This window comes from Aurantimonas sp. A2-1-M11, assembly GCF_036549475.1.
In the GTDB taxonomy this organism is placed as follows: domain Bacteria; phylum Pseudomonadota; class Alphaproteobacteria; order Rhizobiales; family Rhizobiaceae; genus Aurantimonas.
Genome location: NZ_JAZHLI010000017.1, coordinates 55490 through 69644 on the forward strand (window position 1 = coordinate 55490; position 14155 = coordinate 69644).

The window sequence follows — 14155 nt, forward strand, 5'->3', positions numbered from 1 at the left end:
TAATGTTGAAGGATCTCGATCTCATCACTATCGGCCGATCCTCCGTCGACCTTTATGGCGCCCAGGTCGGGGGGCGGCTCGAGGACATGCGCAGCTTCGAGAAATATGTCGGCGGCTCGCCCACCAACATGGCGACTGGCACGGCCCGGCTGGGACTGCGCTCGGCGCTGATCACCCGCGTTGGCGACGAGCACATGGGCAGGTTCCTGCGCGAGGAACTGCAGCGCGAGGGCGTCGATACGACGGGGGTCGTCACCGATCCGGACCGGCTCACGGCGCTGGTCCTTCTCGGCATTCGCGACGATGAGCAGTTTCCGCTGATCTTCTACCGCGAGGACTGCGCCGACATGGCGCTATGCGAGGACGACATCGACGGGGCCTTCATCGCCCGCGCAAGGGCCGTGGTCGCGACGGGAACCCATCTCAGCCATCCGCGCACCGAGGCCGCCGTCCTGAAGGCGCTGGAACTGGCGCGCGGCAGCGGCGCCCGCACCGCACTCGACATCGACTATCGTCCGAATCTGTGGGGGCTCGCCGGCCATGGCGCGGGCGAGGAACGCTTCATCGCTTCGGCGGCCGTGACGGCCAAGCTCCAGTCCACCCTCCACCTCTTCGATCTCGTGGTCGGGACGGAGGAGGAATTCCACATTGCCGGCGGCACCACCGATACCGTGGCGGCGCTGCGGGCCGTGCGCGCCGTCAGCGGCGCCACGCTCGTCTGCAAGCGCGGCGCGGCCGGGGCGGTCGCCTTCGAGGGCGCGATCCCGGACAGCCTCGACGAGGGGCAGGCCGGGCCCGGCTTTCCCATCGAGGTTTTCAACGTCCTGGGCGCCGGCGACGGCTTCATCTCAGGCCTCCTGAAAGGCTGGCTCGACGGCGAGGACTGGCCGACGTCGCTCGCTTACGCCAATGCCTGCGGCGCCTTCGCCGTCTCGCGGCACGGCTGCACGCCAGCCTATCCGAGCTGGGAGGAGCTTCGGTTCTTTCTCAAGCGCGGCGTGAGGGCGCCGAAGGAAGCCCTGCGCAAGGACGCCGAGCTCGAACAGATCCACTGGTCGACGACCCGCAAGACCGACTGGTCGACCATGCGCGTCTTCGCATTCGATCACCGCATGCAGTTCGAGGAACTGGAAGGGGCGACGCCCGACAGGATCGGGGCCTTCAAGCAGCTCTGCCTGGATGCCGTCTTGCGAGTCCAGGACGGCCAGCCCGGTCACGGCATTCTCTGCGACGGCCGGCTCGGCCGACAGGCGCTCTATCGCGCCGCCGGGCGTGGCCTATGGATCGGGCGACCCGTCGAATGGCCTGGATCGCGGCCGCTCGTCCTCGAGCCCGAGATCGGTCCCGATTTCGGCGGCCTGTCCGAATGGCCGGGCGAGCATGTGGTCAAGTGCCTGTGCTTCTGCCATCCTAACGACGATCCCGGACTCTGGCGGGCGCAGGAGGAAACCGTGCTGCGCCTGTTCAGGGCCTCGCGGCGCAACCGGCTGGAATTCCTTCTGGAGATCATTCCGTCCAAGGTCGGGCCGGTGGACGACACGACTGCAGCGACGGTCATCCGTCGCTTCTACGATCTCGGCATCTATCCCGACTGGTGGAAGCTCGAGCCGATGACCAGCGAGACGGGCTGGCGCAATGCCTGCGCGGCGATCACGCAGAACGACCCGCATGTGCGCGGCATCGTGGTGCTCGGCCTGGACGCCTCCGAGGCGGCGCTGATTGAAAGCTTCTCCGTGGCGGCGCGCTTCGAGCTCGTGAAGGGCTTCGCCGTCGGCCGGACGATCTTCGCCGACGCCGCGAAGGCCTTCATGACCGGCGACATAGGACCCGAAGCGGCCGTGTTGCAGATGGCAGAACGATACAGCCGGCTGTGCAAGCTCTGGGACGATGCACGCCGGGCAGGGGAGAAAGCGGCATGACGACGATCCGTCTGACAGCGGCGCAGGCACTGGTGAAATATCTCACCGCCCAGATGACGGTGGACGGCGAGCCGTTCATCGCCGGCGTGTGGGCGATCTTCGGCCACGGCAACGTCGCCGGCCTGGGCGAGGCACTCCATGCCGAGAAGGACGCCATCCGGACCCTTCGCGGCCACAACGAGCAGACGATGTGCCATGCGGCCATCGCCTACGCCAAGCAGCTGCAGCGCAGGCGGGCGATGGCGGTGACCTCCTCCATCGGGCCCGGCGCGACCAACATGGTGACGGCCGCCGCGCTCGCCCACGTCAACCGGCTGCCGCTGCTGCTCCTGCCCGGGGACGTCTTTGCCAATCGCGGGCCCGATCCGGTGCTGCAGCAGGTCGAGGATTTCGGCGACGGCACGGTGACCGTCAATGACTGCTTCCGGCCGGTGACCCGCTATTTCGATCGCATCATGCGGCCCGAGCAATTGCTGACCGCGCTGCCGCGGGCCTTCCGGATCATGACCGATCCGGCCGAATGCGGCCCGGTATGCCTGGCCTTCTGCCAGGACGTCCAGGCCGAGGCGTACGACTATCCGGAATCCTTCTTTGCGCCGAAAGTCTGGCGGATCCGCCGGCCGAATCCCGATCCGGTGGAACTGGAAGCCGTCGTGCAGCTTCTGAAGACCGCGACGAAGCCGGTGATCGTCGCCGGCGGCGGGGTGCATTATTCCGGCGCGAGCGACGCCCTCGATGCCTTCGTGCGCAAGCACGACGTTCCCGTCGTCGAAAGCCAGGCCGGCAAGTCGGCATTGGCATGGGATCACGATCGCAATTTCGGCCCCGTGGGCGTTACGGGCGCTGCGTGCGCAAATGCGCTGTGCGCCGAGGCCGATCTCGTCCTCGGTGTCGGCACCCGCTTCCAGGATTTCACCACCGGGTCCTGGAACCTCTTCCGCAATCCCGATCGCCGGCTCGTCAGCCTCAACGTGGCGGCCTACGACGCGATGAAGCACGGCGCCGAGCCGCTGTGCTGCGATGCGCAGGTCGGCCTCGAGGCGTTGTCCGAAGCGCTCGGCGACCACGCCTTCGCCCCGCCCGACATGGCGTTGAAGCGCGACTGGTTCGCCGAGGTCGATCCGCTGACGGCAGCCCCGCAGGACACCAACGCGCTGCCCACCGACCAGCAGGTTGTCGGCGCGGTGCAGCGTGCCAGCGGCCGCGACACCGTCGTCATGTGCGCGGCCGGCACCATGCCCGGCGAACTGCACACGCTGTGGAAGGCCCCGCGGCCCGGCGCCTACCATATGGAATACGGCTTTTCCTGCATGGGCTACGAGATCGCCGGGGCGATGGGCATCAAGATGGCCGAGCCCGACCGCGACGTGGTCTGCATGCTGGGCGACGGCAGCTACATGATGGCCAATTCCGAGCTGGCCACGGCGGCGATGCTGGGCCTGAACTTCACGATCGTCGTCACCGACAATCATGGCTATGGCTGCATCAACCGGCTGCAGATGAGCACCGGCGGGGCGGAGTTCAACAATCTCCTGGAGCACGCCCATCACGTGAACCCGTCGCGCATCGACTTCGCGGCACATGCCGCCGCCATGGGCGCCACCGCGTCCCATGTGACGTCGATCGCGGAACTGGAGGTCGCACTGGCCGCGGCGCGGGAGACGGACGGGCCGGTGGTGATCGTGATCGATACCGACCCCTATGCGAGCACCGAGCCCGGCGGCCATTGGTGGGACGTCGCGGTGCCCGAAGTCTCCGCCCGCCCGAAGGTGCAAGCCGCCCGAGAGGCCTATGAAGCGCAATTGCGGGTGCGAGCCGGCGGCTGACCCGCTGCCGCGCGACATCCGCCCTCGATCTCCTGAGACTGGAAACCGGCCATGATCCGTTTCGGCACGAACCCCATCGCCTGGTCGAACGACGACGACCAGACCCTCGGCGCCCACATCTCCCTCGATCAATGCCTGACGGAAGCGGCCGCGATCGGCTTCGACGGGATCGAGAACGGGCATAAATTCCCGTGGTATCCGGCCGAGTTGCGAGACGTCCTCCAGCCCCACGGCCTGGCCTTCGTCTCGGCCTGGTATTCGCTCAATCTACTCGTCCATTCGGCCGAACAGGAGATCGCGCTGATCCAGCCGCATCTCGACCGGCTCAAGGCGCTCGGCTGTACCGTGTGCATCGCCTGCGAGACGTCCAACGCGATCCACGGCAACGACGCGGTCGGGCTGGCGGCCTCGCCCGTCCTGCAGCCGGACCAATGGCCCGATTTCGGCGAAAAGGTCGAGACGGTGGCCGCGCATTGCGCCGCGGAGGGCGTGCCGCTGGTCTATCATCATCACATGGGCACAATCGTCGAGACACCCGCCGAGCTCGACCAGTTCATGGCCCATACCGGCCCGGCGACGAGGCTGCTGTTCGACGCGGGGCATTTCCATTTCGGCGGCAACGGCGTGGATCCGGCGCCGTACCTGGAGCGCCATCTGTCCAGGGTTGCGCATTTTCACGCCAAGAACGTGCGTCCAGCCGTCATGGCCGAGGTGCGCCGCGACGGCCTGTCCTTTCTCGAAGCCGTGCGCCGTGGCGTCTTCACCGTGCCGGGCGACGCGGAGGGCGGCGTCGACTTCGGTCCCTGCCTCAAACTCCTCGCCGAACACGGCTACGACGGCTGGATCGTCATAGAAGCCGAGCAGGATCCGGAGGTCCGCAATCCCTTCGAGTATCAAAGCCTCGGGCTCAAGACGTTGAAGGCACTCGCCGCCGAAGTCGGCCTCACGACCGCCTGAGAACCGACGAAACGTCGCCGATAGCGGCTGCCGGTCGCACGGCCCGACCCTTTGCATCCAAACCCGGAGGACCCGATGCCTGAACTTCTTCGCCGTCCCAAGGGCGACACCGGCCTCGTCCACGACATCACGCCTGCCGATGCCGGCTGGTCCTATGTCGGTTTTGCGCTGCATCGCCTGAAGCCCGGCGAGACGGCATCGGCCGAGACCGGCGAGGAGGAGGCGATCCTCGTTCTCGTCGAGGGCAGGGCGAAGATCCGCGCCGGCGATGAAGATTTCGGCGAACGCGGCTACCGAATGTCGGTGTTCGAGGAGACCCCGCCCCATGCCGTCTACGTGCCGAACGGTTCGAACTGGAGCGTCGAGGCGACGACGGACCTGACGCTCGGCGTCTGCCGGGCGCCTGGAAAGGGGGGACACGCGGCGAAGATCATCGGCCCGGAAGGCGTTCCCCGGATCACCAAGGGCAAGGGCGCCAATGTCCGACACGTCCACGCAATCGCGATGGAGGAGCGTGACGTCGCAGACAGCCTCCTCGTCACCGAGGTCTTCACGCCCGCCGGCAACTGGTCGTCCTATCCGCCGCATCGCCACGACGAAGACGACTTTCCCGAGATGACCTATCTGGAAGAGACCTACTATCACCGCCTCGACCCGCCCCAGGGCTTCGGCTTCCAGCGGGTCTTCACCGAGGATGGCAGCCTGGACGAGACGATGACGGTTCACGACGGCGATGTCGTGCTGGTTCCCAAGGGCCATCACCCCTGCGGTGCGCCGCACGGTTACGGCATGTACTATCTCAACGTCATGGCTGGCCCCCGCCGCCAGTGGCGCTTCCAGAACCACCCCGACCATGACTGGATTGCCCGGCGCGACGCGGACTGAGGAAGCTGTCAGCTTCCAGCTTACAGTCTGAAATCTTGCAATCTCTCGATCACCTATGCAGGCGCCGAAGAACGCGGTGACGACGTCGTCCTGAACGACGTCACCTTTTCCGTGGACGACACGAGCGTCAAGGCTGGGGACCTCCTGTTCGAGGGAGTGACGGGATCGCGGGAAGAGGGATACGCGATCAGACGTTTCTCGACCGATCTGGAACGCGCCAACGCATCAAGCGGCTGGAAGATCGACGACTTCGTTCTTGAAGGCGTTGAGATTGCCGGGGCGGACCAATCCTCGACGACCCCGACGTCGTCCGACCTGTATTTCGAACGCGCGACGCTCGGCGAGGCGCAGGTTACCGAAGGCGGCGAGGTCAGTTTCAGCCTGACCGGCTCGAAGATCGACAACGTCTTTTCCGATAATGGCGTTCTCACCAGCCAGTTCGATCTCGGCAACTTCATGGTGAAGCCGGGAGTTGGCGAGGATGAGCCCTCGGCACCGGCAACCTTGCCGGACATCCTGAACCTGAGCGTAACCGCCAACCAATAGCCCTCACGGGCCGGTTCGGGGCCGATAAAGAGGATGCCTCGCCGTCGCCCCCGAAATGTATCTGACCCTGGCCGGGGCGGTCGCGAAGATTTGTCCACCCACGTCGTTGGCTGGTTCGGCGATTGTGACAAGCTGTCGATGAGCCGGCTCTTTGCGGCGGAGATTCTCGGCATCTATCTCGACGCGCAGAAATACCGGAACGCCTTCGTCGAGGACAGCCGAACGACGCGCGTATGTTCGGCTTCTATCCGAACAGCCGCGGGGGGGTCGACGTCCCCAACTTTATCGGCGAGATGGAGGCCGAGCTGGCCATCGTCGCCGCGCGCACGGGTGGGCAGGGCTTCGTCGAGGTCGTCGAGACGATCCTGTCGGCCCTTGGCCGGAGTGGAAACGAAATGCAGCGGGAGGGCGCGGATGCGCGATAGCGAACGGGCCTTGCGCCAGACGATCATCGATCTGTGCCTGGAGATGAACCGCAACGGCATCAACCAGGGCACGTCGGGCAACATCTCGGCGCGCCATGGCGAGGCGATGCTGCTGACGCCGAGCGCGACGCCCTACGAGGAGCTGACGCCGGAGATGATCGTCTCCATGCCGCTGGACGGCGACGGCACAAACTGGTCCGGACCGCTGACGCCCTCGACCGAATGGCGCTTTCACCGCGACATACTGCGCGCACGGCCCGATGCCGGCGCGGTCGTCCATGCCCATCCGGTCTTCGCCACGAGCCTCGCGATGACCCGTCGCGCGATCCCCGCCTGCCACTACATGATCGCCGTGTTCGGCGGCACCGATGTCCGCTGCTCGGGCTATTCGCGCTTCGGCACGGAAGCGCTGTCGCGCGAGGCGCTGGCGGCGCTGGACGGGCGCACGGGATGCCTGCTCGCCAATCACGGTGCCATCACCATCGGCAGCGATCTCGCCAAGGCGATGTGGCGCATGGTCGAGCTGGAAACGCTGGCCCGGCAATATCACCACAGCCTGCAGCTCGCGGGCGGTCCGGTGATCCTCAGCGATGCCGAGATCGCCGAGGTCTTGGAGGCGTTCGGGAGCTACGGCCTGCAATCCCGCGACGCGGCAGCGCTCGGATGAACGCGCCCGCCGCCCTCCGTCTGCAACCACCGGCTCACCTGGGCTCTGCTGCCTCTTGGGGTCGCAGGTCGAGAAGCGTGCCCTGCTGCCGTCAGCCCATGCGCGGGCCGACCATGCCGAAGCGGGCGCCATGCGGATCCTCGCAGACCATCGAGAAGGCGCCGCCGGGAATTTCGTCGGGGCCGTGGATCGCCTTGCCGCGCGCCGAAGACAGGCGCCGATGAGCGGCATCGATGTCCGGGACCATGAAGTAGTACTGCCAGCCGAGGCGGCCGCCCGGCGCTTCGCCCATGAGCGCGCCGAAACGCACCGTCCCGCATGTCAGGAAGCGATAGTCGCCGAGCTCGCCCATCGGCATTGCGCCCTCCTGGTGCCAGCCGAACACCGTGCTGTAGAAGGCGAGCGCCGCCTCCGGGTCCTTCGCCGAGAGTTCGTTCCAGACGGCATGACCGGGCATGGCCTCGTCAGCTTGCTGGAAGGCGTGGCTTTCCTCGCTGCTTTCCCCGCGCATGACGTAGAATATCGCCCCATGAGGGTCGGCGAGCATCGCCATGCGACCGACGCCGTCGATCGCCGTTGCCGGCATGTGGGTCGCGCCGCCGGCCTTCTCGACGGTGTCGACAGCGGCATCGACATCGGCGACGGCCAGATAGCCCACCCATGCGGCGTCGGTCTCCATGCCGTCCTGTTGCTTCATCAGGCCCGCCACGGGCATGCCGTCGGGCGCCGAGATGATGCGGTAGTCCATGCCGGGATGACCCGACGGAGCGAAGCTCCAGCCGATGACTTCGGCGTAGAATTCCTGCGCGGCGTCCGGGTCGGGGGTCAGGAGCTCGTACCAGATCGGGGTTCCTGCGGCATTGGCCATGATTGGTCTCCTGCAGTGTTCAGGTAGTGGGGCATGGGCATTGGATGACGGACGCGGAGGGCGCCGCCGGGAGTCATGTGTGGAAAGACGCGCTGCCCATCCGGGATCTGGATGACGGTCAGTCCCGGTCGGGCGCTCCGAGCGGAAACAGCGGCCGGTACGGACGGGCCTCCTCGATACAGCGCGCAAAGGACGGACGAGTGTTGAGACGATTGCGGTAGGCCCGCACATGAGCGAAGCGTTCGGCGATCGGGTGGGTCCAGTCGGCGTAGAACAGTTGCGGCGCCGCGGCGCAGTCCACGAGGCTGAACCCTTGGCCGGCAGCCCATTCGCGTCCCGCCATCCTCTGGTCGATATAATCGTAGGCGGTCTCGAGCGCCTGTCTGGCGCGGGCCACACCCTCCGGATCGTGCATGCCGTCCGGGCGCATCGCGTCTTCGACGCATTTCTGCTGCGGCGTCGCGACGTAATTGTCGAAGAACCGATCCCAGAACCGGACCTCCAGCGCCGCCTCCGGATTGGCGGGGATCAGCGTGACCGGTCCGGGATGGTGCAGGCCCAGATGCTCGACGATGATCGAGGCCTCGATCACAGGCTGGCCTTCATCGACGAGCAGCGGAAACTTGCCGAACGGCCAGATGACCTTCACCTCGTCCATCGCTGCCGGATCGTTCGGTCCCAGGACGCGGTAATCGAAAGTCGTCGCGTTCTCGTAGAGGGCGGTCAGCACCTTCTGGCAGTATGACGAGAACGGGTGGGCGTAGAGGGTCGGCATGACAGCGGCCTCAATCTTCGAGGGCGAAGGATCCGGTCGCCACAGCCCCGGCCGGCTCATAGACTCCGATGATGACGCCGCTCTGCGACACCCGGTGATCGAGAAGGTGCCAGGCACCGGGCTCGGAATCCCGCAAGGCGCGCTTGCCGCGACCGAGGATCATCGGAAAGGTGATCAGGAACAGCCGATCGATGAGACCTGCCGACAGCAAAGCGGGGTAAAGCGTGCTGGAGCCCTGCACGATCAGGTCGGGGCCGGTGGTCTGCTTCAGTGATGCGACGGCCTCGATGTCCGCCAGGGCATGGGAATTGGCCCAGGCGAGCGGGGCGGATGATGTCGTCACGACATATTTTGCAGCCTGGTTGAACCTGTCGGCGAAGGCGTCGCCGGTGATGCGCGGCCAGTGTGCCGCGAAGATGTCGTAGGTTGCCCTGCCGAGCAGCAGATCGAACGGGCCATCGAACACCTCGTCCATGAAGGCGCCGACCGTTTCGTCGAAATGCGGCGCGGTCCAGCCGCCGAGCGAGAAGCCGCCGCTCTCGTCCTCCTGCGGTCCGCCCGGCGCCTGGACGACACCGTCCAGCGACTGGAACAGGCCTGCCGTAATTCGCCGCATCGTGAAGCTCCCCAAGGTCGGCCGTGCAAGATGCAATCGCGTCGTCCACCGGGACCTTGCGCGGCGGCGTCGAATTCTGGGTCAGGCTGCGCGCTCGTATCGCGCGGCATTCTGCGGGAACGGTGCGAGCTGATCGGCGAGGGCTTTCTTGAACGCCGGCCGCGCCGTGTGGCGCGCGACATAGGCGTCGAGCACCGGAAAGGCCTGGAGTATCTCGGTGTGACCGAGCGTGCGCAGGACCGTCGTCATCATCAGATCGGCCACGGAGAAGTCGCCGAGGAGACCGTCGCGGTCGCCGAGCGCCGCTTGGAGCTGGTCGAGCCGCTGCTGAACGGCGTCGACCACGCCGGGCCGCATCTTCGCCTTGGCGCCGGAATCGCCGGGAAAGAAATCGAGTTCGGCAAGCATCGCGATCGGCGGCTCGACCGAATTGATACTGGCGAAGACCCACGAGAGCGCAAGGTCGCGCCGGTGGGCATCGGCCGGCAGAAGCGCATCGCTCGCCTCGGCGATCCGCCAGACGATGGCACCGGATTCGAACATCGTCTGTCCGTCGATCTCCACGGCCGGAACCTGGCCGAAGGGCTGGCGCGCCAGATTGTCCGGCGCGGTCTGCGAGCCCTGCTCCAGGATGATCGGCTGGTAATCCAGCCCGGCCTCTTCCAGGGCCCAGCGCACGCGCAGGTCGCGGACCTGTCCCTGCGCGAAGGACGGCACCCAGTCATAGGCCGTCACAGCGATCCTGGCGTTGCGCATGGTCACCTCCTCTTCACCGCCTGCAATCATGCCGCAGTATCTGATCAGGGTGCCGGTTTGCCCGGCCGATGCGTCAACCCGGCGACCGGTGTCGCGCGGGGATCTGTCGTCGTCCGTGGGCTCGGCGTCTCGGTTGGAAGGATGCGCTAAGGTTCGCCCAAAGTGGCGGGATCGGAGCCGGTTTGCTCCCGCGCGGGCCTCCCCGGTTCGGGCGACGGATCTGTTGACAGAAAGGTTGATATCAACATATAAAAGGCATGTCAACGGCCATCGAATCACCGCCACAGGTGTCCTACGAGACAACGCTTCTCGTCCGGGATCACTGTTTCTGCCTCCACGCCCAGCGGGCGGCGAGGGCCATGGCGCGCCGCTTCGACGAGGCGCTGCGGCCCACCAGCATTACCAGCGGCCAGTTCTCGCTGCTGATGTCGCTGAATCGCCCGAAGCCACCGACCCTCGGCTCCGTCGCCGGGCTCCTGGCGATGGACCGGACCACGCTGACGGCCAACCTCAAGCCCTTGGAAAAGCGCGGCCTGTTGACGGTGGCGCCCGATCCGGATGATCGGCGGGCACGGCTGCTGTGCCTGACGCAGGAGGGGCACTCGGTGCTCGCCGACGCCGTGCCGATCTGGCATGCGACCCAGGATGCGATCGAGGCCGCCCTGGCTGACCCGAGCGCATTGCGGGCAGGGCTCAATGCGCTCGCATGACCTCTCGCCCGCTTTCAGGGCAGATGATGCATTCGGCGGCGATGCCGGAGCGCGCGCCGCCGTGTCAGCAGGCTTGCCAGGGGATCGCAAATAACAGTTCGACGGACGGAGGCGACCTCTCATCGGAAGCTGGAAGCGAAGGCCGTCGCCCGTAGGCGAGCAGGATCTCGGTTTTCCGAAACGCCGCCTGGACCGAGGATCACCTCGCAAGGGGCCGGATGCCTGGTCGCGTTCTCGTAGCCAAGGCCGAATTCCGTATCGCCCAATGGCATCCAATGGGCCTCGCCGCTCCAGCGCACCCGATGGCTTCCGCAGTCGCCCGGTTCATGCCCCGTTTCGCTAGATCCCCTTTCGCCCGAGATCCCGCATCTTGTCGAGCCATTTGCGGCGCTTTGGTTCCTTCGCGTTTGCGACCATGCCGAGGAGGGTCCAGCGAACGGGCCTGATGCCGACGAACCGCAGGATGCCGTGCTCCAGCGCCTTCAGCCCGTGTGCGCCGTACCACAGCCGATAGGCGAGGGCCGGCATGCCCATCGTCACCACGACACGGGCGGAGCGGCCGGCCAGCAGCTTCCGGGGCAATTTCCTCTCCTGATATGCGAAAGCGACGCCGGGGCGCATGACCTGCTCCAGGAACGCCTTCACCAGTGCCGGCATGGTCCCGAGCCACAGCGGAAACACGAGCACCACGTGATCCGCGGCCGTGATCGCGTCCCGTGCGGCAGAGAGGGTGTCCGGCACCGGATCGTGCTCGAAGGCGTGCTGCGTGCGCAGAAGCGGAATATCGAGCGTCGCCAGATCGATCCTGTGCGTCACGTGCCCGGCCTCCTGCGCACCCGCATCATAGGCATCGGCCAGTGCGCGGCAGAGACGCCGTGAATCGGGATCGGGATGGCCTTGGATGATAGCGATCTGGCGGGACATGGCATCCTCGGCTTGGCTGCGATGGCCCATAGAGCCGCCGGTTCACAGGCCCGTCCTTGATGCAGATCAAGGGCACTGGTTGCCATGGCATCCGCCGCCCGGCTCCGGCACGAAGACCTGGCGGCCGAGCGCGTTGCGGATGTTGGGACTCTGCCGTCCCAGGACGGCCGCCGCGCATCCGCAAGGCGATCCTCAACTCTGCCGTCCGCGCGTGCGGAGCGCAGCCTCAGCCGTTCCGTGCTTGCGTGACGGCCTGCTGCATGTCGGCCGGCGCCACCACGCCCGGAAAGAGAACGGTCCCGACCACATAGGCGGGCGTGCCCATCAGGCCGAAATTCTCAGCCTGGGCGCTGTTGCGCTGGAGGATACCGTTGATCCTGTCGCTGTCGGCATCATAAGCGGCATCGAGGGCCGCGATCTTGAAGCCGGCCTGGGTCAGCGTCGCCTCGACCTGTTCGGGCGTCAGCCGTCCGGGCGTCGCCATCAAGGCCGCCAGCGCCTTCGGGTGATGCTCGCCGGCGGCGAGCGTCAGGCGGGCCGCGTAGAGCGACGCCGGCCCGAAGATCGGCCAGTCCTTCATCACGTGGCGGATGCCGCCATCCTCGTGCACCAGCCTGACCACGTCGGGATGCGCCTGTTTGCAGTAGGGGCACTGGTAATCGAAGAACTCGACGATGGTCACGTCGCCCTCCGGGTTGCCGAGCACCGGCACCTCGGGGTCGAACAGGACGGCCTCCTTCGACATGGGATCGGGCGCGGCTGAGGCGATTCGGGCGATCAGCGGCATTGCGCCGAGCGCAAGGCTGCCTGCGAGCAAACTGCGGCGGTCGAGACGGCTCATGACGTTTCTCCTGCTGCGTTGGTCTGCGGCCGGCCGTCCGGCCCGAGCACCACGATCCGGGTTTGCGGCGGCACCCGCTGATTGAGGTCGATGACGTCCTGGTTGAGCATGCGGATGCAGCCCGACGAGACGGCCTGGCCGATCGACCATTCCTGGTTGGTTCCGTGGATACGGTAGAGCGTGTCGCGGCCGCCCTTGAAGAGATAGAGGGCGCGGGCGCCGAGCGGGTTTTCGATGCCGCCTTTCATGCCGTCGCGCAGTTCGCCGCCGTATTTCTCCGGCTCGCGCTTGATCATGTCCTGGGTGGGCGTCCAGCGTGGCCAGGCGGCCTTGCGCGCGATGAGGCCCTCTCCGGTGAACTCCAGGCCGGCCTTGCCGACGCCGACGCCGTAGCGCATCGCCTTGCCGTTCTCCATGACGAGATAGAGGAAACGGGCATGCGGATCGACGACCACCGTGCCGATCGGCTCGTCGGTGGCATAGTCGACCACCTGGCGGATGTTGCGCGGGTCCATTTGCGCCGGGTCGACGGCCGGGATCTGCCAGCCATTGTCCTCGACGGCCCCGTACATCTGCCCGATCCGGGGGTCGGTCGGCGGCGGTGTGGGGGCATAAGCGAGTTGCGACTGAGTCTGGTCGGTCGTGGAGCAGGCGGCAAGCGCCAGCCCCGCGAGAACGAGCATGGCTGCCCGCGGCAAGGTTTTCAGCATTCTGATCTTCCTGGGTCTGGACTGGGTGGGTCTGGATGGGCGGACGCGCTTAGGCGACGGAGCCCCCTGCACGGCGCACGACCACTTTCGCGCCGACGGGAACGCGGTTTTCGAGGTCGATGACGTCCTGGTTGAACATGCGGATGCAGCCCGACGAGACCGACCGGCCGATCGTCGACGGCTCGTTGGTGCCGTGGATCCGGTAATAGGTGTCCTGGCCGCCGCGATAGAGATAGAGGGCGCGCGCGCCGAGCGGGTTGCCGAGGCCGCCTTCGAGGCCGCCCGCATAGGGGCCGAACCGCTCGGGCTCGCGCTTCAGCATGTTGGGGGTGGGCGTCCAGCCCGGCCACTCGGCCTTGCGGGCGATCGTGGCGTTCCCGGCGAAGGCGAAGCCCGCCTTGCCGACGCCGACGCGGTAGCGCATGGCCTTGCCGTCGTCCTCGACGAGATAGAGGAAATGCGCGGCCGGATCGACGACGATGGTGCCCGGGGCTTCAGAGCCGGCGAAGTCGACGATCTGGCGCCGGTTCTCGTCGGTGAGGTGGACGGCGGGAATGGCCGGGATTGAGCGGCCATTGTCCTCGAAGGCGGCATAGCGCGGATCGCCGACCAGGCCTGGCGCGGCGTAGCCAAGCACGGTCCGGGGCAGGTCGCCGACGGACGAGCAACCCGCCATCGCAAGGAACGTCGCGGCGAGCAGGCCGGTGCGGTGAAAGCTTTGGAAGGTCAT

The 14155-nt window shown here is 66.7% G+C and carries 16 protein-coding genes; 8 read left to right on the forward strand and 8 right to left on the reverse strand.

Going from position 1 to position 14155, the window contains the following annotated elements; all coding sequences use genetic code 11:
• The first annotated feature begins 2 nt into the window (after positions 1–2).
• From VQ042_RS10055 to VQ042_RS10085, 7 genes are all read left to right on the forward strand, one after another.
• Entirely contained in the window at positions 3–1919 is a 1917-nt protein-coding gene (locus tag VQ042_RS10055) for a bifunctional 5-dehydro-2-deoxygluconokinase/5-dehydro-2-deoxyphosphogluconate aldolase (RefSeq protein WP_331818744.1), read from the forward strand.
• Positions 1916–3745, forward strand: coding sequence for a 3D-(3,5/4)-trihydroxycyclohexane-1,2-dione acylhydrolase (decyclizing) (iolD, locus tag VQ042_RS10060; protein WP_331818746.1), 1830 nt, complete (start codon positions 1916–1918; stop codon positions 3743–3745). The genes VQ042_RS10055 and iolD overlap by 4 nt, the downstream gene beginning before the upstream one ends.
• 51 nt (positions 3746–3796) lie before the next feature.
• On the forward strand, positions 3797–4702 hold the full coding sequence (gene iolE, locus VQ042_RS10065; RefSeq protein ID WP_331818747.1) for a myo-inosose-2 dehydratase: 906 nt from the start codon (positions 3797–3799) through the stop codon (positions 4700–4702).
• A 75-nt stretch (positions 4703–4777) separates the two neighbouring features.
• Positions 4778–5587: a 5-deoxy-glucuronate isomerase gene (iolB, locus tag VQ042_RS10070; protein ID WP_331818749.1), complete on the forward strand. Its 810-nt coding sequence runs from the start codon at positions 4778–4780 to the stop codon at positions 5585–5587.
• Positions 5588–5698: 111 nt separating this feature from the next.
• Positions 5699–6133 carry a hypothetical protein gene (locus tag VQ042_RS10075; protein WP_331818751.1) on the forward strand — a complete coding sequence of 145 codons (435 nt, stop codon included), beginning with the start codon at positions 5699–5701 and terminating at the stop codon, positions 6131–6133.
• Between the two features lie 233 nt (positions 6134–6366).
• Positions 6367–6558 carry a hypothetical protein gene (locus tag VQ042_RS10080; RefSeq protein WP_331818753.1) on the forward strand — a complete coding sequence of 64 codons (192 nt, stop codon included), beginning with the start codon at positions 6367–6369 and terminating at the stop codon, positions 6556–6558.
• Positions 6548–7225, forward strand: a complete 678-nt coding sequence (locus VQ042_RS10085; protein WP_331818755.1) for a class II aldolase/adducin family protein — start codon at positions 6548–6550, stop codon at positions 7223–7225. The genes VQ042_RS10080 and VQ042_RS10085 overlap by 11 nt, the downstream gene beginning before the upstream one ends.
• A 91-nt stretch (positions 7226–7316) precedes the next feature.
• Here the strand turns inward: VQ042_RS10085 and VQ042_RS10090 are convergent, their stop codons facing one another.
• The 4 genes from VQ042_RS10090 to VQ042_RS10105 all read right to left on the reverse strand — a co-directional run bounded on the left by VQ042_RS10090 (position 7317) and on the right by VQ042_RS10105 (position 10270).
• Complete coding sequence (locus VQ042_RS10090) at positions 7317–8093, reverse strand: VOC family protein (protein ID WP_331818757.1); 777 nt, start codon at positions 8091–8093, stop codon at positions 7317–7319.
• 118 nt (positions 8094–8211) lie between these two features.
• A complete protein-coding gene (locus VQ042_RS10095; protein ID WP_331818759.1) occupies positions 8212–8868 on the reverse strand; it encodes a glutathione S-transferase family protein in 657 nt (218 codons plus the stop codon).
• Between the two features lie 10 nt (positions 8869–8878).
• Complete coding sequence (locus VQ042_RS10100; protein WP_331818761.1) at positions 8879–9484, reverse strand: dihydrofolate reductase family protein; 606 nt, start codon at positions 9482–9484, stop codon at positions 8879–8881.
• A gap of 81 nt (positions 9485–9565) precedes the next feature.
• A complete protein-coding gene (locus VQ042_RS10105) occupies positions 9566–10270 on the reverse strand; it encodes a glutathione S-transferase family protein (RefSeq protein WP_331818763.1) in 705 nt (234 codons plus the stop codon).
• A gap of 227 nt (positions 10271–10497) precedes the next feature.
• On the opposite strand from VQ042_RS10105, the gene VQ042_RS10110 reads away from it, so the two are divergent.
• Positions 10498–10950: a MarR family winged helix-turn-helix transcriptional regulator gene (locus VQ042_RS10110; RefSeq protein WP_331818765.1), complete on the forward strand. Its 453-nt coding sequence runs from the start codon at positions 10498–10500 to the stop codon at positions 10948–10950.
• Between the two features lie 339 nt (positions 10951–11289).
• On the opposite strand, the gene VQ042_RS10120 is transcribed toward VQ042_RS10110, so the two are convergent.
• The 4 genes from VQ042_RS10120 to VQ042_RS10135 all read right to left on the reverse strand — a co-directional run bounded on the left by VQ042_RS10120 (position 11290) and on the right by VQ042_RS10135 (position 14155).
• On the reverse strand, positions 11290–11874 hold the full coding sequence (locus VQ042_RS10120) for an NAD(P)H-dependent oxidoreductase (protein ID WP_331818767.1): 585 nt from the start codon (positions 11872–11874) through the stop codon (positions 11290–11292).
• 226 nt (positions 11875–12100) lie between these two features.
• On the reverse strand, positions 12101–12715 hold the full coding sequence (locus VQ042_RS10125) for a DsbA family protein (protein WP_331818769.1): 615 nt from the start codon (positions 12713–12715) through the stop codon (positions 12101–12103).
• A complete protein-coding gene (locus VQ042_RS10130) occupies positions 12712–13425 on the reverse strand; it encodes a L,D-transpeptidase (protein ID WP_331818771.1) in 714 nt (237 codons plus the stop codon). The genes VQ042_RS10125 and VQ042_RS10130 overlap by 4 nt, the downstream gene beginning before the upstream one ends.
• Positions 13426–13474: 49 nt before the next feature.
• Positions 13475–14155, reverse strand: a complete 681-nt coding sequence (locus tag VQ042_RS10135; protein ID WP_331818773.1) for a L,D-transpeptidase — start codon at positions 14153–14155, stop codon at positions 13475–13477.

Excerpts from the sequence above, each read along its gene's own strand:
- VQ042_RS10055 (WP_331818744.1), top strand. The coding sequence starts at position 3 with ATGTTGAAGGATCTCGATCTCATCACTATCGGCCGATCCTCCGTCGAC.
- iolD (WP_331818746.1), top strand. The coding sequence starts at position 1,916 with ATGACGACGATCCGTCTGACAGCGGCGCAGGCACTGGTGAAATATCTC.
- iolE (WP_331818747.1), top strand. The coding sequence starts at position 3,797 with ATGATCCGTTTCGGCACGAACCCCATCGCCTGGTCGAACGACGACGAC.
- iolB (WP_331818749.1), top strand. The coding sequence starts at position 4,778 with ATGCCTGAACTTCTTCGCCGTCCCAAGGGCGACACCGGCCTCGTCCAC.
- VQ042_RS10080 (WP_331818753.1), top strand. The coding sequence starts at position 6,367 with ATGTTCGGCTTCTATCCGAACAGCCGCGGGGGGGTCGACGTCCCCAAC.
- VQ042_RS10085 (WP_331818755.1), top strand. The coding sequence starts at position 6,548 with ATGCGCGATAGCGAACGGGCCTTGCGCCAGACGATCATCGATCTGTGC.
- VQ042_RS10090 (WP_331818757.1), bottom strand. The coding sequence starts at position 8,093 with ATGGCCAATGCCGCAGGAACCCCGATCTGGTACGAGCTCCTGACCCCC.
- VQ042_RS10095 (WP_331818759.1), bottom strand. The coding sequence starts at position 8,868 with ATGCCGACCCTCTACGCCCACCCGTTCTCGTCATACTGCCAGAAGGTG.
- VQ042_RS10100 (WP_331818761.1), bottom strand. The coding sequence starts at position 9,484 with ATGCGGCGAATTACGGCAGGCCTGTTCCAGTCGCTGGACGGTGTCGTC.
- VQ042_RS10105 (WP_331818763.1), bottom strand. The coding sequence starts at position 10,270 with ATGATTGCAGGCGGTGAAGAGGAGGTGACCATGCGCAACGCCAGGATC.
- VQ042_RS10110 (WP_331818765.1), top strand. The coding sequence starts at position 10,498 with ATGTCAACGGCCATCGAATCACCGCCACAGGTGTCCTACGAGACAACG.
- VQ042_RS10120 (WP_331818767.1), bottom strand. The coding sequence starts at position 11,874 with ATGTCCCGCCAGATCGCTATCATCCAAGGCCATCCCGATCCCGATTCA.
- VQ042_RS10125 (WP_331818769.1), bottom strand. The coding sequence starts at position 12,715 with ATGAGCCGTCTCGACCGCCGCAGTTTGCTCGCAGGCAGCCTTGCGCTC.
- VQ042_RS10130 (WP_331818771.1), bottom strand. The coding sequence starts at position 13,425 with ATGCTGAAAACCTTGCCGCGGGCAGCCATGCTCGTTCTCGCGGGGCTG.
- VQ042_RS10135 (WP_331818773.1), bottom strand. The coding sequence starts at position 14,155 with ATGACCTTCCAAAGCTTTCACCGCACCGGCCTGCTCGCCGCGACGTTC.